The sequence below is a fragment of the Metapseudomonas cellulosilytica genome (genome assembly GCF_049334135.1).
Taxonomy (GTDB): domain Bacteria; phylum Pseudomonadota; class Gammaproteobacteria; order Pseudomonadales; family Pseudomonadaceae; genus Metapseudomonas.
This window is the reverse complement of record NZ_JBHZGN010000020.1, coordinates 41,911-62,366: the sequence shown is the minus strand read 5'-3', so window position 1 is coordinate 62,366 and position 20,456 is coordinate 41,911. Positions and strand designations below refer to the sequence as shown.

General features: G+C 62.9%; 20 protein-coding genes. 16 read left to right on the top strand and 4 right to left on the bottom strand.

The window, feature by feature from the left end; translation table 11 throughout:
* Positions 1–38: 38 nt before the first annotated feature.
* The gene (ppnP, locus tag ACFW0H_RS22250; protein ID WP_422916021.1) at positions 39–320 is read right to left on the bottom strand and encodes a pyrimidine/purine nucleoside phosphorylase; all 282 of its coding nucleotides are present in this window, start codon (positions 318–320) and stop codon (positions 39–41) included.
* 371 nt (positions 321–691) lie between these two features.
* Between ppnP and ACFW0H_RS22245 the strand changes: the two genes are divergently transcribed.
* From ACFW0H_RS22245 to ACFW0H_RS22235, 3 genes are all read left to right on the top strand, one after another.
* Positions 692–1,486, top strand: coding sequence for a transporter substrate-binding domain-containing protein (locus ACFW0H_RS22245; RefSeq protein ID WP_422916020.1), 795 nt, complete (start codon positions 692–694; stop codon positions 1,484–1,486).
* 200 nt (positions 1,487–1,686) lie between these two features.
* Complete coding sequence (locus ACFW0H_RS22240; protein WP_422916075.1) at positions 1,687–2,589, top strand: amino acid ABC transporter permease; 903 nt, start codon at positions 1,687–1,689, stop codon at positions 2,587–2,589.
* Positions 2,582–3,316 carry an amino acid ABC transporter ATP-binding protein gene (locus tag ACFW0H_RS22235; RefSeq protein WP_422916019.1) on the top strand — a complete coding sequence of 245 codons (735 nt, stop codon included), beginning with the start codon at positions 2,582–2,584 and terminating at the stop codon, positions 3,314–3,316. The genes ACFW0H_RS22240 and ACFW0H_RS22235 overlap by 8 nt, the downstream gene beginning before the upstream one ends.
* A gap of 159 nt (positions 3,317–3,475) precedes the next feature.
* On the opposite strand, the gene ACFW0H_RS22230 is transcribed toward ACFW0H_RS22235, so the two are convergent.
* On the bottom strand, positions 3,476–4,015 hold the full coding sequence (locus ACFW0H_RS22230; protein ID WP_422916018.1) for a 3'-5' exonuclease: 540 nt from the start codon (positions 4,013–4,015) through the stop codon (positions 3,476–3,478).
* A gap of 118 nt (positions 4,016–4,133) precedes the next feature.
* Here ACFW0H_RS22230 and ACFW0H_RS22225 point away from each other — a divergent pair, with 118 nt between their 5' ends.
* A complete protein-coding gene (locus tag ACFW0H_RS22225) occupies positions 4,134–5,006 on the top strand; it encodes an NAD(P)-dependent oxidoreductase (protein WP_422916017.1) in 873 nt (290 codons plus the stop codon).
* A gap of 125 nt (positions 5,007–5,131) precedes the next feature.
* On the opposite strand, the gene ACFW0H_RS22220 is transcribed toward ACFW0H_RS22225, so the two are convergent.
* Positions 5,132–5,473: a DMT family protein gene (locus ACFW0H_RS22220; RefSeq protein WP_422916016.1), complete on the bottom strand. Its 342-nt coding sequence runs from the start codon at positions 5,471–5,473 to the stop codon at positions 5,132–5,134.
* A gap of 73 nt (positions 5,474–5,546) precedes the next feature.
* On the opposite strand from ACFW0H_RS22220, the gene ACFW0H_RS22215 reads away from it, so the two are divergent.
* Genes ACFW0H_RS22215 through ACFW0H_RS22205 form a run of 3 tightly spaced genes read left to right on the top strand, consistent with a single transcriptional unit; the run spans position 5,547 to position 7,355 of the window.
* The gene (locus tag ACFW0H_RS22215; protein WP_422916015.1) at positions 5,547–6,404 is read left to right on the top strand and encodes a hypothetical protein; all 858 of its coding nucleotides are present in this window, start codon (positions 5,547–5,549) and stop codon (positions 6,402–6,404) included.
* Positions 6,405–6,449: 45 nt separating this feature from the next.
* The gene (locus ACFW0H_RS22210; protein ID WP_422916014.1) at positions 6,450–6,707 is read left to right on the top strand and encodes a YkgJ family cysteine cluster protein; all 258 of its coding nucleotides are present in this window, start codon (positions 6,450–6,452) and stop codon (positions 6,705–6,707) included.
* 45 nt (positions 6,708–6,752) lie between these two features.
* Positions 6,753–7,355, top strand: a complete 603-nt coding sequence (locus ACFW0H_RS22205; RefSeq protein WP_422916013.1) for an START domain-containing protein — start codon at positions 6,753–6,755, stop codon at positions 7,353–7,355.
* A 66-nt stretch (positions 7,356–7,421) separates the two neighbouring features.
* Here the strand turns inward: ACFW0H_RS22205 and gltA are convergent, their stop codons facing one another.
* Positions 7,422–8,708, bottom strand: coding sequence for a citrate synthase (gene gltA, locus ACFW0H_RS22200; protein WP_422916012.1), 1,287 nt, complete (start codon positions 8,706–8,708; stop codon positions 7,422–7,424).
* A gap of 362 nt (positions 8,709–9,070) precedes the next feature.
* Here gltA and sdhC point away from each other — a divergent pair, with 362 nt between their 5' ends.
* The 9 genes from sdhC (at position 9,071) to sucD (ending at position 20,423) form a co-directional block, all read left to right on the top strand.
* Positions 9,071–9,445 (top strand): succinate dehydrogenase, cytochrome b556 subunit, encoded by a 375-nt coding sequence (gene sdhC / locus ACFW0H_RS22195; protein WP_377695712.1) that lies wholly within the window; start codon positions 9,071–9,073, stop codon positions 9,443–9,445.
* Positions 9,439–9,807: a succinate dehydrogenase, hydrophobic membrane anchor protein gene (gene sdhD / locus ACFW0H_RS22190; RefSeq protein ID WP_422916011.1), complete on the top strand. Its 369-nt coding sequence runs from the start codon at positions 9,439–9,441 to the stop codon at positions 9,805–9,807. Before sdhC ends, sdhD begins: the two co-directional genes overlap by 7 nt.
* Positions 9,808–9,810: 3 nt before the next feature.
* Positions 9,811–11,583 (top strand): succinate dehydrogenase flavoprotein subunit, encoded by a 1,773-nt coding sequence (gene sdhA, locus ACFW0H_RS22185; protein WP_422916010.1) that lies wholly within the window; start codon positions 9,811–9,813, stop codon positions 11,581–11,583.
* Between the two features lie 11 nt (positions 11,584–11,594).
* Positions 11,595–12,311 carry a succinate dehydrogenase iron-sulfur subunit gene (locus tag ACFW0H_RS22180; RefSeq protein WP_422916009.1) on the top strand — a complete coding sequence of 239 codons (717 nt, stop codon included), beginning with the start codon at positions 11,595–11,597 and terminating at the stop codon, positions 12,309–12,311.
* A 245-nt stretch (positions 12,312–12,556) separates the two neighbouring features.
* The gene (locus ACFW0H_RS22175) at positions 12,557–15,388 is read left to right on the top strand and encodes a 2-oxoglutarate dehydrogenase E1 component (protein ID WP_422916008.1); all 2,832 of its coding nucleotides are present in this window, start codon (positions 12,557–12,559) and stop codon (positions 15,386–15,388) included.
* Positions 15,389–15,431: 43 nt separating this feature from the next.
* Positions 15,432–16,664, top strand: a complete 1,233-nt coding sequence (gene odhB / locus ACFW0H_RS22170) for a 2-oxoglutarate dehydrogenase complex dihydrolipoyllysine-residue succinyltransferase (RefSeq protein ID WP_422916007.1) — start codon at positions 15,432–15,434, stop codon at positions 16,662–16,664.
* Between the two features lie 69 nt (positions 16,665–16,733).
* Positions 16,734–18,170 (top strand): dihydrolipoyl dehydrogenase, encoded by a 1,437-nt coding sequence (lpdA, locus tag ACFW0H_RS22165; protein ID WP_422916006.1) that lies wholly within the window; start codon positions 16,734–16,736, stop codon positions 18,168–18,170.
* A 199-nt stretch (positions 18,171–18,369) separates the two neighbouring features.
* A complete protein-coding gene (gene sucC / locus ACFW0H_RS22160; RefSeq protein ID WP_422916005.1) occupies positions 18,370–19,536 on the top strand; it encodes an ADP-forming succinate--CoA ligase subunit beta in 1,167 nt (388 codons plus the stop codon).
* Positions 19,536–20,423, top strand: a complete 888-nt coding sequence (gene sucD, locus ACFW0H_RS22155) for a succinate--CoA ligase subunit alpha (RefSeq protein WP_028629428.1) — start codon at positions 19,536–19,538, stop codon at positions 20,421–20,423. The genes sucC and sucD overlap by 1 nt, the downstream gene beginning before the upstream one ends.
* The last annotated feature ends 33 nt before the right edge of the window (positions 20,424–20,456 follow it).

Below are 20,456 nucleotides of genomic sequence, written 5' to 3'. Positions count from 1 at the left end.
AGCCCCGCATCGCGGGGCTTTTTCACAACCATCGAACCTCAGCGGTATTCGCAGAGGTAAGCGGTGTCCTGAGCCACCTTCAGCTGGAACTTGCTGTTGGCCGGAACGGTGAACTTGCTACCGGCGGCGAAGGTGTCCCAGCTGTCGCTGCCCGGCAGTTTCACGGTCAGGGCGCCGGCGATGACGTGCATCACTTCCAGCTGGCTGGTGCCGAATTCGTATTCGCCAGCGGCCATCACGCCGATGGTGGCCGGGCCTTCGGTCATGCCGAAGGCGATGGATTTGACGGTGCCGTCGAAGTACTCGTTGACCTTGAACATGCTGGGCTCCTGGATGGGGTTTGAAAGGGGTCGACAGTATGCCCAAGGCCGATGCCATCGTCACCCTCGATCCTGCCCTGGAAGGACTCTGCGCGGCCTGGTGAACGCTCGGCTTGTCCGGAACCGGCCTACAACGATTTCCGACCGCTCATGCACAACGGGAATAAATTTCCCATCAGAAGTAACGGGGAGTAACAAGCCGATCCACGAGGCGCGGACCTGTGTTTTTGAAACTTCCCTGACTTCATTGCGGCACGGCGATTTCCGCCTCGGCTGCTGGGTTGGCTTATGTTTTGCTTACATGTATATACAGGATCGTGCAATTAAGTACCTGTACGTTCCTAAGCCTCCCTCAACAAGAAGAGATAACCATGAGAAAGATCCTGTCGTTGCTTGTACTTTCGGGCTGCATGCTCACCGGGCTCTCGGCCCATGCCGGTGCCATCGATGATGCTGTCAAGCGCGGCACGTTGCGGGTCGGCATGGACCCGACCTACATGCCCTTCGAGATGACCAACAAGCGCGGCGAGATCATCGGCTTCGAAGTCGACCTGTTGAAGGCCATGGCCAAGTCCATGGGCGTCAAGCTGGAGCTGGTGTCCACCAGCTACGACGGCATCATCCCGGCGCTGCTGACCGACAAGTTCGACATGATCGGTTCCGGCATGACCCTGACCCAGGAGCGCAACCTGCGCATCAACTTCTCCGAGCCCTTCATCGTGGTCGGCCAGACCCTGCTGGTCCGCAAGGAGCTGCAAGGCGAGATCAAGTCCTACAAGGACCTGAACGATGCCAAGTACCGCATCACCTCGAAGATCGGTACCACCGGCGAAATGGTCGCCAAGAAGCTGATCGCCAAGGCCCAGTACCACGGCTTCGACAACGAGCAGGAAGCAGTGATGGACGTGGTCAACGGCAAGGCCGATGCCTTCATTTACGACGCACCCTACAACGTGGTGGCGGTGAACAAGGCCGGCGCCGGCAAGCTGGCGTTCCTGGAAGAGCCCTTCACCTACGAGCCCCTGGCCTTCGGCCTGAAGAAAGCCGATTACGACAGCCTCAACTGGATCAACAACTACCTGCGCCAGGCCAAGGAAGACGGCAGCTACGCGCGCATCCATGCCAAGTGGTTCAAGAGCACGGACTGGCTCAAGGAAATGGAATAAGCGACACGTCGATCGACTGGGTCGGGTGACCGGCCCGCCCAGTCGATTGCGCCCTTGAAGCCTGAGGCCGAGAACTCACCATGAATACGCAAAAAAAACTTCAACTGCCGTGGCAAGCGCTGGGCAAAAGCTCCGCGCGGGCAGGTTCAAAACGAGCCGGCCAGTTGCCCTGGAACCTGCTGACAGGTTTGATCCTGTTCATGCTGGCCTACGCGCTCTGGTATTCCACCTCGCTGATTTCCTATGAGTGGCGCTGGAACCGCGTGCCACAGTACTTCGCCTACCAGGCGGAAGAAGGCCAGCGCGCCGCCGACTACGGCACCGTCAGTGCCATCGTCGACGCCGGAAGCAACGCCCGTGTGACCCTGACCGCCGAGGGCGGCAAGGAGCAGGTGTTGGAAGTGGCCAGGGACAGCCTGCAGGTCAGCCAGGGCGATGAGGTTTCCGAAGGCGACCAGATCGGTGTGACCCGTCACTGGACTGCCGGCCCGCTGCTCTGGGGCCTCTGGACCACCCTGTGGATTTCCGCGCTGTCCGGCGCCCTGGGCCTGGTGATCGGCCTGTTCACCGGCCTTTGCCGGCTGTCGCACAACCCCACCCTGCGCGACCTGTCCACCGTCTATGTCGAACTGGTGCGTGGCACGCCGCTGCTGGTGCAGATCTTCATCTTCTACTTCTTCATCGGCACGGTGCTGAACCTCTCCCGCGAGTTCGCCGGGGTGGCGGCGCTGGCGCTGTTCACCGGTGCCTATGTGGGCGAGATCGTCCGCGCCGGCGTGCAGTCCATTGCCCGTGGCCAGAATGAAGCGGCCCGCTCCCTGGGCCTGACCGGCGGCCAGTCCATGCGCCACGTGATCCTGCCCCAGGCCTTCAAGCGCGTGTTGCCGCCCCTGGCCGGGCAGTTCATCAGCCTGGTGAAAGACACCTCACTGGTCTCGGTGATCGCCATCACCGAGCTGACCAAGAGCGGCCGCGAAGCGATCACCACCTCGTTCTCCACCTTCGAGATCTGGTTCTGCGTAGCGGCGCTGTACCTGCTCATCAACCTGCCGCTGTCGCAAATCGCCAACAGTCTGGAGCGGAGGCTCGGGAAAAGTGATTGAAGTCCGTGATTTGGTTAAGACCTTCAACGCCCGTGGTCAATTGGTACGCGCGGTAGACAATGTCGGCACCTCTGTGGCCAAGGGTGAAGTGCTGGTGGTACTGGGGCCGTCCGGCTCGGGCAAGTCCACCTTCCTGCGCTGCCTGAACGGCCTGGAAGAGCTGGATTCCGGCTCGATCGTCATCGACGGTGTCGACCTCGCCGACCCGAAGACCGATGTGAACGCCTACCGCCGCGAGGTGGGCATGGTGTTCCAGCATTTCAACCTGTTCCCGCACATGACCGTGCTGGAAAACCTCTGCCTGGCGCAGAAGGTGGTGCGCAAGCGCGGCAAGGCCGAGCGCGAGGCCAAGGCCCAGGCGCTGCTGACCAAGGTCGGCATCGCGCAGAAGGCCAACGAGTACCCCTCGCGCCTGTCCGGCGGCCAGCAGCAGCGCGTGGCCATCGCCCGCGCCCTGTGCATGGAGCCCAAGGTGATGCTGTTCGACGAGCCCACCTCGGCGCTGGACCCGGAAATGGTCGGCGAGGTGCTGGACGTGATGAAACAGCTGGCCCAGGAAGGCATGACCATGGTCTGCGTGACCCACGAAATGGGCTTCGCCCGCGAAGTGGCCGACCGCGTGCTGTTCTTCGACCATGGCAAGCTGCTGGAAGACGCCCCGCCCGCGCAGTTCTTTGCTCAGCCCCGGGACCCGCGGGCGCAAGCCTTCCTCGGTCAGGTGCTTTGACGTAGGAATAGCCTTGCAGGGTGGGCATGGCTTAGCCAGGTCCACCCTGGGGGCAGGCCGAGCCCCACTGGTGCATGGCGCAACCCAATCCATCCACGTTCCGGTTCGGACTCATTGGCCGAGGGCCGCGTGGCCAGCGATGCAAAGGGTCTGCAGGCCCTAGGGCAAGGCCAGCGGCAATAACCGGGCAGTATTGCGAGCATCTTCCAAGGCGCGATGTTGCTGGCCCTGGAAATGCAGGCCGGCAAGTTGCAGCGCCGCATGTAGCCCCACGGCGCGCTTGAGCTGGCGCGCCTCGGCAAAGCGCTGCTTGAGGTTCAGGTGGGGGACGGCGGCCAGCAGGCTGTCCAGGCCGTGGAGCTGCCATTCCTGCTCCAACTGGCGACGGTCGTAGTCGCCCCAGCTGGCCCAGCCCACCAGGCGTGGTCTGTGGTGGCCCAACCAGCGCTCGAAGGCCTGCCAGACCTGGGGCAGGCTCGCGGCGCTGTCCACGTCGGCCTGGCTGATATGCGTAAGCTGGCGGCAGAAACCGGTCAGGCAGGGGCGTCGCGCCGGGCGCACGAAACGCTGGAAGTGATCCACCTCATGGCCGTCGGCGCGGACCAGGCTGGCGCCGATTTCGATGATTTCCATTTCTTCCAATGGCCAGCCACCCTCTTCGGTAGTGGCTTCCAGGTCGATGACCAGCCAGTGCGGCATGCTGTTCTCCTTGGCAGCGTGACCCAGTCGGGCCAGCCTGGAGCGAGTATGGAGGGGCTTTAGCGAGGCGGCAAACTGCGTGTTAGGCTTTCCAGCAGGTCGACGAAGGAGAATAACAATGGCTGAAGTAGCGTTCATCGGGTTGGGGGTGATGGGCTTCAACATGGCCGGGCACCTGGCCTGCGAAGGTCATTCGGTGCGGGTCTACAACCGTTCGCCGGCAAAGGCCGAGCTCTGGTGCGACGAGTTCGGTGGCGACGCGTTTGCCACGCCGCGCCAAGCGGCTGAAGGGGCGGAATTCGTGATGGTCTGCGTCGGCAATGACGACGATCTGCGTGCCGTTCTGCTGGGCCCGGATGGCGCCTTCGCCGGCATGGCGCCCGGTTCGATCCTGGTGGACCACACCACGGCGTCGGCGGAAGTGGCGCGGGAGATGGCCGTCCTGGCCGCCGAACGCGAGCTGGGTTTTCTCGATGCGCCGGTTTCCGGCGGTCAGGCCGGTGCCGAAGCGGGCATGCTGTCGGTGATGGTGGGGGGCGATCAGGCGTTCTACGACCGGGCCGCACCGGTGATCGACAGCTACGCCAAGATGATTCGCCGCATGGGCCCGGTGGGCAGCGGCCAACTGACCAAGATGGTCAACCAGATCTGCGTCGGCGGCTTGTTGCAGGGGCTGGCCGAGGCGCTGCATTTCGCCCAGTGCGCCGGGCTGGATGCCCAGGGCGCCATGGAGGTGATCAGCAAGGGCGCGGCCCAGTCCTGGCAGCTGGAACATCGCCACCAGAGCATGCTGGAGGGTTCCTTCGATTTCGGCTTCGCCGTGGACTGGATGCGCAAGGACTTGTCCATCGTGCTGGACGAGGCCGCGCGCAACGGTGCGCAGCTGCCGGTAACCGCGCTGGTCGACCAGTTCTACGCCGAGGTCCAGGCCATAGGCGGCGGACGCTGGGATACCTCGAGCCTGATCGCACGGCTGAAGAAGCCCGCGTAAACGGAAGGCTAGGCCGCCGAGCAAAGGCCAGGCTAGGAAGAAATCGGCGAAGACGCGGAGTTAACGACTGTTAATGAGCAGTCTGAGCCGATTTCTGACGACGCATGGCCGAAGCGCAGGCGAGCCTAGCTGCGGAAAATGAAGTAGACGGCTCCCAGCAGGCACAACCCCGCCCACAGATAGTCCAGCTTCAGCGGTTGCTGCATGTACATCACGCTGAAGGGAACGAAGATGGCGAGGGTGATCACTTCCTGCATGATCTTCAGCTGGCTGACCGAGAGTTCGGTGTAACCAATGCGGTTGGCCGGCACCATGATCATGTACTCGAACAGGGCGATACCCCAGCTGATCAGCGCCGCAATCACCCAGTGCTTGGTGTTGAGCGTCTTGAGGTGGCCATACCAGGCGAAGGTCATGAATACGTTGGAAAGGCTGAGCAAGGCCAGGGTTTGCAGCCAGACGGGCATGGTCGGGGGGGGCTCTTGGTTTGGAGGAGCGCGGAGCCTAATGGGTGTCGCTATGCAAGGGAAGGGGAGAACCATGGCCGTCTGGCGGGGACTGGGATTCCTGGTGCTGGTGTTGCTCGGTGTGGCCATCGCGACGTTGCGTGGTGTCGAGCACTGGCGCAAGCAACCGGTGGTCGCGCAGCTGCGCCTGCCGCCCGCATTCGCGGTGACGCGGGATTTCGATTTCGGCCGCTACCGCCTGGCCTGGCGTGGCCAGGGGTTCAGGGTGCATCCGCAGGGGCGGCCGGAAAAGGTGCTCTGGGCAGCGGAGGGTGGATTTCTGGCCGCCGGCAGGGGGCGTGCCGAAGTCGAGCGGCGCCAGCGGAGCGGGGCGCTGCGCGACAGTCGCGAGCTGCTCTGCCAGGAGCAAAGTCTGGAGTCCTTCGAACGCCTGGGGGGGCGGCTGTTGCTCAAGGGGCACTTGCGTTGCGCCGACGGCAGCCTGAGTGGCTATGTGCTGGCGTTGGAGGACGACGGCGAGCGAGGGGTGGTGCTCTCCGTGTCCCTGGAGTCGCCGCGGCTCAACCGCCTTTACCTGGCCTGGCGTCGGGAACCGGATGAGCGGATCTTCGGTTTCGGCGAGGTTTCCGGTGTCCACGACATGTCCGGTCGCCTGCTGGCGGTTCCGCCGCCTGGCAGCCTGGGGGCGGAGCAGGGCGGTCTCAGTGGCGTCGCGTCCCAGGCTTTCTACGTCACTTCCCGGGTGCGTGCGTTCCGCAGCCAGTCCGGGGCCTATCAGTTATTCGACCTGCGCGATCCGCGGCGAGTGGGGTTGGAAGTCCACGAGGGGCGGCTCTTGGCGAATATCTACCTGGGCGATAGCGTGGAGGAATTGCGTGCGCGCCAGGCTTCGGTGGTCGGGGCGATGCCAATGGTGCCTCTCGCCAAGTAAAATGTGCCTTCCTGCCGTCGTCCCTGCCGTTCGAGGTCCTTCACCATGCATTGCCGTCCAGGCTGTGGTGCCTGCTGCATAGCGCCGTCCATCAGTTCACCCCTGCCGGGCATGCCTGGGGGCAAGCCCGCGGGGGAGCGTTGCCTGCATCTTTCCGTGGAGAACCTCTGCCAGTTGTTCGGCGACCCGCGGCGGCCGGCGGTGTGCGGCGACTTCCAAGCCGATCCCGAGGTCTGTGGCGAGACCCGGGAAGACGCCATTCGCCTGCTCGGCTGGCTGGAGCAGGCGACCTCGGCAGCCTGAACCCTGTGACGGCGTTGGTCGGTACTGTCTGAACAAGGAGAGATCATGAGAATCAAGGTCGTGGCGCTTTGCGCCCTGGGTCTGTTGGCGACGTCGTTCGCCCATGCCGAGGAGTGGAAGCTGGCCAAGGACGAAGATGGCATCAAGGTATTCCTGAGTGACGTGCCGGGCTCCAGGTACAAGGCTTATCGCGGCGTCACCACCATGAAGACCGATGTCGCCACCTTGCGCGCCCTGCAGGAGGATGTCGTCGGTTCCTGCGCCTGGATCCACGAGTGCAAGGATCAGAAGCTGGTGAAGCTCGACGGACCTCAGAGCTGGACCTACACCCGCTTCAACACGCCCTGGCCGGTGACACCACGGGACTCGGTGATCCATGTCACCTCGCAAGTGGGGGCGGACGGCAGCGTGACGCGCGTTCTAGAAGGCGTGCCCAACTATCTGCCCGAGGCCGATGGCTATGTGCGGGTGACCCAGGTGGATGGATTCTGGAAGCTGGTGCCGAAGGGGAGCGGGGAAGTCGAAGTCACCTACCAGGTGCATACCGAGCCGGGTGGCAGCGTGCCGTCCTGGCTGGCGAACAGTTTCGTCGTCGATGCGCCCTTCAATACCCTGAAAGCGATGCGCCAGCGGGCGGAAAAACACTGAAGGGTTAGACCGAGTTGAAATAAAAAAGGCTGCCGATCGGCAGCCTTTTTCATTGAGCGGTCAGCCTCAGTTGCGGCCTTCCAGCGGGACGAAGTCACGCTTTTCGTGGCCGGTGTACAGCTGGCGCGGACGGCCGATCTTGTACGGGCCGGAGAGCATTTCCTTCCAGTGGGAGATCCAGCCGACGGTACGCGCGAGGGCGAAGATCACGGTGAACATGCTGGTCGGGATGCCGATGGCCTTGAGGATGATGCCCGAGTAGAAGTCCACGTTCGGGTAGAGGTTGCGCTCCTTGAAGTAAGGATCGTTGCGCGCGATCTCTTCCAGCTTCATGGCCAGTTCGAGTTGCGGGTCGTTGATGCCCAGCTCGGCCAGAACCTCGTCGCAGGTCTGCTTCATGACCTTGGCGCGCGGGTCGAAGTTCTTGTAGACGCGGTGGCCGAAGCCCATCAGCTTGAACGGATCGTTCTTGTCCTTGGCCTTGGCCACGAACTTGTCGATGTTAGAAACGTCGCCGATCTCGTCCAGCATGGTCAGCACGGCTTCGTTGGCACCGCCGTGGGCCGGACCCCAGAGGGCCGCGATGCCGGCAGCGATACAGGCGAAGGGGTTGGCGCCGGAGGAGCCGGCCAGGCGCACGGTGGAGGTGGAGGCGTTCTGCTCGTGGTCCGCATGCAGGATGAAGATGCGATCCATGGCCTTGGCCAGCACCGGGCTGATCGGTTTGATCTCGGCCGGGGTGTTGAACATCATGTGCAGGAAGTTTTCCGCGTAGTTCAGGTCGTTACGCGGGTACATCATGGGCTGGCCCATGGAGTACTTGTAGGCCATGGCCGCGATGGTCGGCATCTTGGCGACCAGGCGCATCGCCGAGACTTCGCGGTGCTGCGGGTTATTGATGTCCAGGGAGTCGTGGTAGAAGGCGGAGAGGGCACCGACCACGCCGCACATGATGGCCATCGGGTGGGCATCGCGGCGGAAGCCGTTGAAGAAGCTCTTCAACTGCTCGTGAACCATGGTGTGGTTCTTGATGGTGCCAACGAACTTGGCCTTCTCTTCCGCGTTCGGCAGTTCGCCGTTCAGCAGCAGGTAGCAGGTTTCCAGGTAGTCGGATTTCTCTGCCAGTTGCTCGATCGGATAGCCACGGTGCAGCAGTACGCCCTTGTCGCCGTCGATGTAGGTGATCTTCGACTCGCAAGAGGCGGTCGACATAAAGCCAGGATCAAAGGTGAAGCAGCCCGTGGAGGTCAGGCCCCGCACATCGACTACATCGGGTCCCATGGAACCGGACAGAACGGGCAGCTCTACGGGGGCTGCGCCCTCGATGATCAACTGCGCTTTTTTGTCAGCCATAGCGGCCTCCTAGTTATGCTTGAAATCATCAGACAGCCCCCCACGCAGGGCCCGGGACACTATAGAGCTATAAATTCGAAAGTCAATTTGAAGAAACCCATGCGCCAGCGGGGTTTGCGCGGGTTTTTCGGCGGAAAATGGGGGGCTATTTACGCCTTTTATATAGGCAGCGCAATCCACCGTTAGGGGCAGGGGTTCGCATTGTCATTAGTCAGCTAACTGTCTATACTCAGCGCCCGATCGCCAAGGGCTTCGAGCCCGGATTCTGGTGGTCGGCACTCCCTTTGGTGAGGGGTACCTGATCAGTGCACTTCCCGACAACTTGCCCTGTTTGTTAGGGGCCTCAGTGTGAAAAAAAAGCCGTGAATAGCCAACGACCTGTAAACCTAGATCTCAGGACCATCAAACTCCCCATCACTGCTTACACGTCCATCCTGCATCGAATCTCCGGCGTCATCCTCTTCTTCGGCATTGCCGTGCTGCTGTTCGCGCTCGACAAATCGCTGAGCTCCGAGGAAGGCTTCGAGCAGGTCAAGGCGTACCTGACCAGTCCGCTGGCCAAGCTGGTGATTTGGGGCCTCCTGTCCGCACTGCTTTACCACCTGGTTGCCGGCGTGCGCCACCTGGTAATGGATGCGGGCGTCGGCGAGACGCTCGAGGGCGGCAAGCTGGGCTCGAAAATTGTCATCGCAGTTTCTGCGGTGCTGATCGTGCTTCTGGGGGTGTGGGTATGGTAACCAACGTCACGAACTTCTCGCGTTCGGGCCTCTACGACTGGATGGCCCAGCGTGTTTCTGCGGTCGTTCTCGCGGCTTATTTCCTTTTCCTGCTGGGCTACCTGCTGTTCAATCCGGGTCTGACCTTCGCCGAATGGCACGGTCTGTTCTCCCACACCGCGATGCGCATCTTCAGCCTGCTGGCCCTGGTCGCCCTGAGCGTTCACGCCTGGGTCGGCATGTGGACCATCTCCACCGACTACCTGACCCCCATGGCGTTGGGCAAGTCGGCGACTGTGGTGCGTTTCCTGTTCCAGGCGGTATGCGGCATGGCGATGTTCGCGTTCTTCGTCTGGGGCGTACAGATTCTCTGGGGTGTGTGATCCATGGCTAGCATTCGTACTCTTTCCTTCGACGCCATCATCGTAGGTGGCGGTGGCGCTGGCATGCGTGCCGCGCTGCAACTGGCCCAGGGTGGCCACAAGACCGCTGTGGTGACCAAGGTCTTCCCGACCCGTTCCCACACTGTTTCTGCCCAGGGCGGCATCACCTGCGCCATCGCTTCGGCCGACCCGAACGACGATTGGCGCTGGCACATGTACGACACCGTCAAGGGCTCCGACTACATCGGTGACCAGGACGCCATCGAATACATGTGCTCCGTTGGTCCGGAAGCGGTGTTCGAGCTCGAACACATGGGCCTGCCGTTCTCCCGTACCGAGCAGGGCCGCATCTACCAGCGTCCGTTCGGTGGCCAGTCCAAGGACTTCGGCAAGGGTGGCCAGGCTGCCCGTACCTGTGCCGCGGCCGACCGTACCGGTCACGCCCTGCTGCACACCCTGTACCAGGCCAACCTGAAGAGCGGCACCTCGTTCCTCAACGAGTGGTACGCCGTTGATCTGGTGAAGAACCAGGACGGCGCCATCGTCGGCATCATCGCCATCTGCATCGAGACCGGCGAGACCGTCTACATCCGCTCCAAGGCCGTGGTTCTGGCCACTGGCGGTGCCGGCCGTATCTACGCCTCCACCACCAACGCCCTGATCAACACCGGCGACGGCGTGGGCATGGCCCTGCGTGCCGGCGTACCGGTGCAGGACATCGAAATGTGGCAATTCCACCCGACCGGCATCGCCGGCGCCGGCGTGCTGGTGACCGAAGGTTGCCGTGGCGAGGGTGGTTACCTGATCAACGCCCATGGCGAGCGCTTCATGGAGCGTTACGCTCCGAACGCCAAGGACCTGGCCGGCCGCGACGTGGTCGCCCGCTCCATGGTCAAGGAAGTGATCGCCGGCAACGGCGTGGGCCCGAACAAGGACCACGTACTGCTGAAGCTCGACCACCTGGGCGAGGAAGTTCTGCACAGCCGCCTGCCCGGCATCTGCGAACTGTCCAAGACCTTCGCGCACGTCGACCCGGTCGTCGCGCCGATCCCGGTTATCCCGACCTGCCACTACATGATGGGCGGCGTTGCCACCAACATCCATGGCCAGGCCATCACCCAGGACGCCAACGGCAACGACACCATCGTCGAAGGCCTGTTCGCCGTGGGCGAAGTGGCTTGCGTATCGGTGCACGGCGCCAACCGTCTGGGCGGCAACTCGCTGCTCGACCTGGTCGTATTCGGCCGCGCCGCCGGTCTGCACCTGGAGAAGGCGCTCAAGGAAGGTATCGAGGCGCGTGGCGCCAGCGACACCGACATCGAGCAGTCCCTCAAGCGTCTGGCCGGCGTCAACGAGCGCAGCAGCGGCGAAGAAGTCGCCCCGCTGAAGCGCGAGCTGCAAAGCTGCATGCAGAACTACTTCGGTGTATTCCGTACCGGCGAATACATGCAGAAGGGTATCGCCCAGCTCGCCGAGCTGCGTGAGCGCATCGCCAACGTGAAGATCAACGACAAGTCCCAGGCCTTCAACACCGCGCGCATCGAAGCGCTGGAGCTGCAGAACCTGCTGGAAGTCGCCGAAGCCACCGCTATCGCCGCGGAAGTCCGTAAAGAGTCCCGTGGCGCCCACGCCCGCGAAGACTTCGAAGACCGCGACGACGAGAACTGGCTGTGCCACACCCTGTACTTCCCGGGTGAGAAGCGCGTTGCCAAGCGCGCCGTCAACTTCGCGCCGAAGACCGTTCCGGCGTTCGAACCCAAAATACGTACTTATTAAGGGTGGCCGACATGTCCAACACTCTCACTGTCAGCGTCTATCGCTACAACCCGGAGCGCGACAGCGCTCCGACCATGCAGGACTTCCAGATCGACACCGATGGCAAGGACGTGATGGTCCTCGACGTACTGGCGCTGATCAAGGAGCAGGACGAGGGTTTCTCCTACCGTCGCTCCTGCCGTGAAGGCGTCTGCGGTTCCGACGGCATGAACATCAACGGCAAGAACGGCCTGGCGTGCATCACGCCGCTGTCCGCTGCCGGTCTGAAGGGCGGCAAGCTGGTGATTCGCCCGCTGCCGGGTCTGCCGGTCATCCGTGACCTGGTCGTCGATATGAGCATCTTCTACAAGCAGTACGAGAAGGTGAAACCCTTCCTGCAGAACGATACTCCGGCCCCGGCCATCGAGCGTCTGCAGTCCCCGGAAGAGCGCGAGAAGCTCGATGGTCTGTACGAGTGCATCCTGTGCGCCTGCTGCTCGACCTCCTGCCCGTCCTTCTGGTGGAACCCGGACAAGTTCCTTGGTCCCGCTGCGCTGCTGCAGGCCTACCGCTTCCTGGCCGACAGCCGTGACACCAAGACCGAAGAGCGCCTGGCCGCGCTGGACGACCCGTTCAGTGTGTTCCGCTGCCGCGGCATCATGAACTGCGTGAACGTGTGCCCGAAGGGTCTGAACCCGACCAAGGCTATCGGTCACGTACGCAACATGCTGCTGCAAAGCGGTACCTGATTCGATTGCGGTACCCGTAACACCTGCGGCGCCGGCTTTGTCGGTGCCGCAGTACAACCAGGAACGCAGCTCACAAAGTCGTGTTCCTTATTTGAAAAATATATAGATGACCAGCAGGGGCGACCGGGCTGGTGCCCGGACTATCTGCGGGATCCTTGGTGGCTTTGCCGAAGTCGCTGTGCCAGGACTTCTTAGCCCTAGTGGTTTCCATGCCGATGGTGTCCCCTTATCGAGGGTGACAAAGCATGCAAGAAAGCGAAATGCAGCGCATGTGGAACAGTGCCCACCTATCCGGTGGTAACGCTGCCTATGTGGAGGAGCTCTATGAGCTCTACCTGCACGATCCCAACGCTGTGCCCGAAGAGTGGCGCACTTACTTCCAGAAGCTGCCGACCGACGGCAATCTTGCCACCGACGTTTCGCACTCCACCGTCCGCGATCATTTTGTCCTGCTCGCCAAGAACCAGCGCCGCGCCCAGCCTGTATCCGCTGGCGCCGTAAGCAGTGAACACGAGAAGAAGCAGGTTGAAGTCCTGCGCCTGATCCAGGCTTTCCGCATGCGCGGCCACCAGGCCTCCAAGCTCGATCCGCTTGGTCTGTGGCAGCGTCCGGCTCCTGCCGATCTGTCGATCCGCCATTACGGCCTGACCGACGCCGATCTCGACACCACCTTCCGCACGGGTGAGCTCTACATCGGCAAGGAAGAGGCTACTCTGCGCGAGATTCAGCAGACCCTCAACGAGACGTATTGCCGCACCATCGGTGCCGAGTTCACCCACATCGTCGATTCCGAGCAACGCAAGTGGTTCCAGCAGCGCCTGGAAAGCGTGCGCGGCCGTCCGGTGTTCTCGCCGGAAGTGCAGAGCCACCTGCTCGAGCGCCTGACCGCCGCCGAGGGCCTGGAAAAATACCTGGGCACCAAATACCCGGGCACCAAGCGTTTCGGCCTGGAAGGTGGTGAGAGCCTGATCCCGCTGCTGGACGAGATCATCCAGCGCTCCGGCTCCTATGGCCTGAAGGAAATCGTCATCGGCATGGCCCACCGTGGCCGCCTGAACGTCCTGGTCAACACCTTCGGCAAGAACCCGCGCGACCTGTTCGACGAGTTCGAAGGCAAGAAGACCGAGGGCCTGTCCTCCGGTGACGTGAAGTACCACCAGGGCTTCTCCTCCAACGTCATGACCCCCGGTGGCGAAGTGCACCTGGCCCTGGCGTTCAACCCGTCCCACCTGGAAATCGTTTCCCCGGTGGTCGAGGGTTCCGTGCGCGCCCGTCAGGACCGCCGCCAGGACAAGACCGGTGACAAGGTACTGCCGATCTCCATCCACGGCGACGCGGCCTTCGCCGGCCAGGGCGTGGTCATGGAAACCTTCCAGATGTCGCAGACCCGCGGCTATCGCACTGGCGGCACCATCCACCTGGTGATCAACAACCAGGTTGGCTTCACCACCAGCCGCCCGGAAGACTCGCGTTCCACCGAGTACTGCACCGACGTCGCCAAGATGATCCAGGCGCCGATCCTGCACGTGAACGGTGACGATCCGGAAGCCGTGCTGTTCGTGACCCAGCTGGCTGTCGACTACCGCATGCAGTTCAAGCGTGACGTGGTGATCGACCTGGTCTGCTACCGCCGTCGCGGCCACAACGAGGCCGACGAGCCGAGCGGCACCCAGCCGCTGATGTACCAGCAGATCTCCAAGCAGCGCACCACCCGCGAGCTGTATGCCGACGCCCTGACCCAGTCCGGCGCCCTCGACAGCGCCAACGTCCAGGCCAAGATCGACGAATACCGCACCGCGCTGGACAACGGCCAGCATGTGGTCAAGAGCCTGGTCAAGGAGCCCAACAAGGAGCTGTTCGTTGACTGGCGCCCCTACCTGGGCCATGCCTGGACCGCGCGCCACGACACCAGCTTCGAATTGAAGACCCTGCAGGAACTCTCCGCCAAGCTGCTGGAAATCCCGGAAGGCTTCGTGGTACAGCGCCAGGTCGCGAAGATCCTCGAAGACCGCCAGAAGATGGGCGCCGGCGCCATGCCGATCAACTGGGGCTACGCCGAAACCATGGCGTACGCGACCCTGCTGTTCGAAGGCCACCCGGTTCGCATCACCGGCCAGGACGTGGGCCGCGGCACCTTCTCGCACCGCCATGCGGCGCTGCACAACCAGAAGGACGCCGGCACCTACCTGCCGCTGCAGCATCTGTTCGCCGACCAGCCGAAGTTCGACCTGTACGACTCCTACCTCTCGGAAGAGGCCGTACTGGCCTTCGAATACGGCTATTCCACCACCATGCCGAACGCGCTGGTGATCTGGGAAGCCCAGTTCGGTGACTTCGCCAACGGTGCCCAGGTGGTGGTCGACCAGTTCATCACCAGTGGCGAGCACAAGTGGGGTCGCCTGTGCGGCCTGACCATGCTGCTGCCGCACGGCTACGAAGGTCAGGGCCCGGAGCACTCCTCCGCGCGTCTGGAGCGCTACCTGCAGCTGTGCGCCGAGCACAACATCCAGGTCTGCGTGCCGACCACCCCGGCCCAGGTCTACCACATGCTGCGCCGCCAGGTGATCCGCCCGCTGCGCAAGCCGATGGTGGCCCTGACGCCGAAGTCCCTGCTGCGCCACAAGCTGGCCATCTCGACCCTGGAAGATCTGGCCGAAGGCTCCTTCCAGACCGTCATCGACGAGATCGATGCGATCGATCCGAAGAAGGTGGACCGCCTGGTCCTGTGCAGCGGCAAGGTCTACTACGACCTGCTGGAGAAGCGTCGCGCCGAAGGCCGCGAAGACATCGCCATCGTGCGTATCGAGCAGCTGTATCCGTTCCCCGAGGACGACCTGGCCGAGGTGCTTGCCCCGTACAAGAACCTCAAGCACATCGTCTGGTGCCAGGAAGAGCCGATGAACCAGGGTGCCTGGTACTGCAGCCAGCATCACATGCGTCGTGTCGCGGCAGCCCACAAGAAGGGCCTGTTCCTCGAGTACGCCGGTCGTGAAGGTTCGGCGGCGCCAGCTTGCGGCTACGCCTCCATGCACGCCGAGCAGCAGGAAAAACTGCTGCAAGACGCCTTTACTGTTTAACGCCTTCGCGCAACGAAACCGAATTAGATAGGAACCCTGAACAATGGCTATCGAGATCAAAGCCCCCACTTTCCCGGAATCGGTTGCCGACGGCACCGTGGCTACCTGGCACAAGAAGCCGGGCGATGCGGTCAAGCGCGACGAGCTGATCGTCGACATCGAGACCGACAAAGTGGTTATGGAAGTCCTGGCGGAAGCCGACGGCGTCCTGGCTGAAATCGTCAAGAACGAGGGCGACACCGTTCTCAGCGGCGAACTGCTCGGCAAGCTGAACGCCGGCGCTGCGGCTGCTGCCGCTCCTGCCGCGGCCGCCCCGGCTGCTGCTCCGGCCGCCCAGGCTGCCGCCCCGGCCGCTGCCGGCGACGACGCCATCCTCTCTCCGGCCGCCCGCAAGCTGGCCGAAGAGAACGGCATCGACCCGAACAGCATCGCCGGCACCGGCAAGGGCGGTCGTGTGACCAAGGAAGACGTGGTTGCCGCCGTTGAAGCCAAGAAGTCGGCCCCGGCTGCCGCTCCTGCCGCCGCCAAGCCGGCCGCTCCGGCTGGCGAAGCGCCGATCTTCGGTGCCGGCGACCGCATCGAGAAGCGCGTGCCGATGACCCGCCTGCGCGCCAAGGTTGCCGAGCGTCTGGTCGAAGCCCAGTCCACCATGGCCATGCTGACCACCTACAACGAAGTCAACATGAAGCCGGTCATGGACCTGCGCGCCAAGTACAAGGACCTGTTCGAGAAGCGCCACAACGGCGTGCGCCTGGGCTTCATGTCCTTCTTCGTCAAGGCCGCCACCGAGGCCCTGAAGCGCTTCCCGGGCGTCAACGCCTCGATCGACGGCAGCGACATCGTCTACCACGGCTACCAGGATATCGGCGTTGCCGTATCCAGCGACCGTGGCCTGGTGGTACCGGTGCTGCGCAACGCCGAGTTCATGAGCCTGGCGGAAATCGAAGGCGGCATCGCCGACTTCGGCAAGAAGGCCAAGGCCGGCAAGCTGACCATCGAAGAGATGACCGGTGGCACCTTCACCATCTCCAACGGTGGCGTGTTCGGTTCTCTGCTCTCCAGTCCCATCGTCAACCCGCCGCAGACCGCCATCCTCGGTATGCACAAGATCCAGGAACGCCCGATGGCCGTTAACGGCCAGGTGGTGATCCTGCCGATGATGTACCTGGCGCTGTCCTACGACCACCGCCTGATCGATGGCAAGGAAGCTGTAAGCTTCCTGGTCACCATCAAGGACCTGCTGGAAGACCCGGCTCGTCTGCTGCTCGACATCTGATCGGCAGTCTCTCTTAACGGCGGCCCCCCTTACAGGGGCCGTCCGGTTTCATACGAGAAGGAATGAGTTATGACCCAGAAATTCGACGTGGTAGTGATTGGTGCGGGCCCCGGCGGCTACGTTGCCGCCATCAAGGCCGCTCAGCTCGGCCTGAAGACCGCCTGCATCGAGAAGTACCAGGACAAGGAAGGCAAGACCGCTCTGGGCGGCACCTGCCTGAACGTCGGCTGCATTCCGTCGAAGGCGCTGCTGGACAGCTCCTACAAGTACCATGAGGCCCACGAGGGCTTCAAAATACACGGTATCGAGGCCAAGGGCGTCAGCATCGACGTACCGGCGATGGTGGGTCGCAAGAACACCATCGTGAAGAACCTGACCGGCGGCGTCGCCACCCTGTTCAAGGCCAACGGCGTGACCCTGCTGGAAGGCCACGGCAAGCTGCTGGCCAACAAGCAGGTCGAAGTCACCGGTTCCGACGGCAAGGTACAGGTCGTTGAAGCCGTGAATGTGATCCTCGCTTCCGGTTCCAAGCCGGTAGACATCCCGCCGGCTCCGGTCGACCAGGACGTGATCGTCGACTCCACCGGCGCCCTGGACTTCCAGGCCGTGCCGAAGAAGCTGGGCGTGATCGGTGCCGGCGTGATCGGCCTCGAACTGGGCTCCGTCTGGGCCCGCCTGGGTGCCGAAGTGACTGTGCTGGAAGCCCTGGACAAGTTCCTCCCGGCTGCCGACGACCAGGTTTCCAAGGAAGCCCTGAAGATCCTCACCAAGCAGGGCCTGAAGATTCGCCTGGGCGCCCGCGTGACCGGCTCCGAAGTGAAGAAGAAGCAGGTAACCGTCAGCTTCACCGATGCCAACGGTGAGCAGAAGGAAACCTTCGACAAGCTGATCGTGGCTGTGGGCCGTCGCCCGGTGACCACCGACCTGCTGGCCGCCGATAGCGGCGTGACCCTGGATGAGCGCGGCTTCATCTTCGTCGACGACTACTGTGCGACCAGCGTTCCGGGCGTCTATGCCATCGGTGACGTGGTACGTGGCGCCATGCTGGCCCACAAGGCCTCGGAAGAGGGCATCATGGTCGCCGAGCGCATCGCCGGTCACAAAGCCCAGATGAACTATGACCTGATCCCGTCGGTCATCTATACCCACCCGGAAATCGCGTGGGTCGGCAAGACCGAGCAGGCGCTGAAGGCCGAAGGCGTTGAAGTCAACGTCGGCACCTTCCCGTTCGCCGCCAGCGGCCGCGCCATGGCTGCCAACGACACCGCCGGTTTCGTCAAGGTGGTCGCCGATGCCAAGACCGACCGCGTCCTGGGCGTCCATGTGATCGGCCCGAGCGCCGCCGAGCTGGTACAGCAGGGTGCCATCGGCATGGAATTCGGCACCAGCGCCGAAGACCTGGGCATGATGGTCTTCTCGCACCCGACTCTGTCCGAAGCGCTGCACGAAGCGGCCCTCGCTGTGAATGGCCACGCCATCCACATCGCCAATCGCAAGAAGCGCTGAGCAACATCCCCTGCCCGGGTCGCGCAAGCGGCCTGTTCAGGACGAAGAACCACGGCGGGCTGCCCGTCTTGAGCACCGATCAACCGATTGGCGCCCAACGCGGAAAGCCCGCCGGACTGCCTTCAAGCAGTCACAGGTGGCGCGGCACCACGAATGCAGCGCCGAATGCGCAATACCTAAACGAAGACGGTAGACAAGCATGAATCTCCACGAGTATCAGGGTAAGCAGCTGTTCGCTGAATACGGCCTGCCCGTATCCAAGGGCTTTGCCGTAGACACCCCCGAAGACGCCGCAGAAGCCTGCGAAAAGATCGGTGGCAGCGAATGGGTTGTCAAAGCCCAGGTCCACGCTGGCGGCCGCGGTAAAGCGGGCGGCGTGAAGCTGGTCAAGAGCAAGGAAGATGCCAAGGCCTTCGCCGCCAACTGGCTGGGCAAGCGCCTGGTGACCTATCAGACTGACGCCAATGGTCAGCCGGTCAGCAAAATCCTGGTCGAATCCTGCACCGACATCGCCAAGGAACTGTACCTGGGCGCCGTGGTAGATCGTTCCAGCCGCCGTATCGTGTTCATGGCCTCCACCGAAGGTGGCGTGGACATCGAGAAGGTCGCCCACGACACTCCCGAGAAAATCCTCAAGGCCACCGTTGATCCGCTGGTCGGCGCTCAGCCCTACCAGGGCCGTGAGCTGGCATTCCAGCTGGGCCTGGAAGGCGACCAGATCAAGCAGTTCACCCACATCTTCGTGAACCTGGCCAAGCTGTTCCAGGACTACGACCTGGCCCTGCTGGAAGTGAACCCGCTGGTGATCAAGGCCGACGGCAACCTGCACTGCCTGGACGCCAAGATCAACATCGACAGCAACGCCATGTACCGTCAGCCCAAGCTGCGCGCCATGCACGACCCGTCCCAGGACGACGCTCGTGAAGCCCATGCGCAGAAGTGGGAACTGAACTACGTGGCCCTGGAAGGCAACATTGGCTGCATGGTCAACGGTGCCGGCCTGGCCATGGGTACCATGGACATCGTCAACCTCCACGGCGGCAAGCCGGCCAACTTCCTCGACGTTGGCGGCGGTGCGACCAAGGAGCGCGTGACCGAAGCGTTCAAGATCATCCTGTCCGACAGCAACGTCGCTGCCGTTCTGGTGAACATCTTCGGCGGCATCGTTCGCTGCGACATGATTGCCGAAGGCATCATCGGCGCCGTGAAGGAAGTTGGCGTGAAAATCCCGGTGGTCGTCCGTCTGGAAGGCAACAATGCTGACCTCGGCGCCAAGGTACTGGCCGAGAGCGGTCTGAACATCATCGCGGCGACCAGCCTGACCGACGCTGCACAGCAAGTCGTCAAGGCCGCGGAGGGCAAGTAATGAGCGTCCTGATCAACAAAGACACCAAAGTCATCTGCCAAGGCTTCACCGGTAGCCAGGGTACTTTCCACTCCGAACAAGCCATCGCCTACGGCACCAAGATGGTTGGCGGCGTGACCCCCGGCAAGGGCGGCACCACCCACCTGGGCCTGCCGGTGTTCAACACTGTCAAGGAAGCCGTTGAAGCCACCGGCGCCGAAGCTTCGGTGATCTACGTTCCGGCTCCCTTCTGCAAGGACTCCATCCTGGAAGCGGCCAACGGCGGCATCAAGCTGATCGTCTGCATCACCGAGGGCATCCCGACCCTCGACATGCTGGACGCCAAAGTGAAATGCGACGAGCTGGGCGTACGCCTGATCGGCCCGAACTGCCCGGGCGTGATCACTCCCGGCGAGTGCAAGATCGGCATCATGCCCGGCCACATCCACCTGCCGGGCAAGGTAGGCATCGTGTCGCGTTCCGGCACCCTGACCTATGAAGCCGTGAAGCAGACCACCGACGCCGGCTTCGGCCAGTCCACCTGCGTGGGCATCGGCGGTGACCCGATCCCGGGCTCCAACTTCATCGACATCCTGAAGCTGTTCCAGGAAGACCCGCAGACCGAAGCCATCGTCATGATCGGCGAAATCGGCGGTTCCGCTGAAGAAGAAGCTGCTGCCTTCATCAAGGCCAACGTGACCAAGCCGGTGGTGTCCTACATCGCTGGCGTGACCGCACCGCCCGGCAAGCGCATGGGCCACGCGGGTGCCATCATCTCCGGTGGCAAGGGCACTGCGGACGAGAAGTTCGCTGCCCTGCAGGACGCTGGTGTGAAAACCGTGCGTTCCCTGGCTGACATCGGCAAGGCCCTGGCCGAGCTGACCGGCTGGGAAGTCAAGAACGCCTAAGGCGCCTTGATTCCCCTGCAAAGGCCACCCCTT

Excerpts from the sequence above, each read along its gene's own strand:
- ppnP (WP_422916021.1), bottom strand. The coding sequence starts at position 320 with ATGTTCAAGGTCAACGAGTACTTCGACGGCACCGTCAAATCCATCGCC.
- ACFW0H_RS22245 (WP_422916020.1), top strand. The coding sequence starts at position 692 with ATGAGAAAGATCCTGTCGTTGCTTGTACTTTCGGGCTGCATGCTCACC.
- ACFW0H_RS22240 (WP_422916075.1), top strand. The coding sequence starts at position 1,687 with ATGCTGGCCTACGCGCTCTGGTATTCCACCTCGCTGATTTCCTATGAG.
- ACFW0H_RS22230 (WP_422916018.1), bottom strand. The coding sequence starts at position 4,015 with ATGCCGCACTGGCTGGTCATCGACCTGGAAGCCACTACCGAAGAGGGT.
- ACFW0H_RS22225 (WP_422916017.1), top strand. The coding sequence starts at position 4,134 with ATGGCTGAAGTAGCGTTCATCGGGTTGGGGGTGATGGGCTTCAACATG.
- ACFW0H_RS22220 (WP_422916016.1), bottom strand. The coding sequence starts at position 5,473 with ATGCCCGTCTGGCTGCAAACCCTGGCCTTGCTCAGCCTTTCCAACGTA.
- ACFW0H_RS22215 (WP_422916015.1), top strand. The coding sequence starts at position 5,547 with ATGGCCGTCTGGCGGGGACTGGGATTCCTGGTGCTGGTGTTGCTCGGT.
- ACFW0H_RS22210 (WP_422916014.1), top strand. The coding sequence starts at position 6,450 with ATGCATTGCCGTCCAGGCTGTGGTGCCTGCTGCATAGCGCCGTCCATC.
- ACFW0H_RS22205 (WP_422916013.1), top strand. The coding sequence starts at position 6,753 with ATGAGAATCAAGGTCGTGGCGCTTTGCGCCCTGGGTCTGTTGGCGACG.
- gltA (WP_422916012.1), bottom strand. The coding sequence starts at position 8,708 with ATGGCTGACAAAAAAGCGCAGTTGATCATCGAGGGCGCAGCCCCCGTA.
- sdhD (WP_422916011.1), top strand. The coding sequence starts at position 9,439 with ATGGTAACCAACGTCACGAACTTCTCGCGTTCGGGCCTCTACGACTGG.
- sdhA (WP_422916010.1), top strand. The coding sequence starts at position 9,811 with ATGGCTAGCATTCGTACTCTTTCCTTCGACGCCATCATCGTAGGTGGC.
- ACFW0H_RS22180 (WP_422916009.1), top strand. The coding sequence starts at position 11,595 with ATGTCCAACACTCTCACTGTCAGCGTCTATCGCTACAACCCGGAGCGC.
- ACFW0H_RS22175 (WP_422916008.1), top strand. The coding sequence starts at position 12,557 with ATGCAAGAAAGCGAAATGCAGCGCATGTGGAACAGTGCCCACCTATCC.
- odhB (WP_422916007.1), top strand. The coding sequence starts at position 15,432 with ATGGCTATCGAGATCAAAGCCCCCACTTTCCCGGAATCGGTTGCCGAC.
- lpdA (WP_422916006.1), top strand. The coding sequence starts at position 16,734 with ATGACCCAGAAATTCGACGTGGTAGTGATTGGTGCGGGCCCCGGCGGC.
- sucC (WP_422916005.1), top strand. The coding sequence starts at position 18,370 with ATGAATCTCCACGAGTATCAGGGTAAGCAGCTGTTCGCTGAATACGGC.
- sucD (WP_028629428.1), top strand. The coding sequence starts at position 19,536 with ATGAGCGTCCTGATCAACAAAGACACCAAAGTCATCTGCCAAGGCTTC.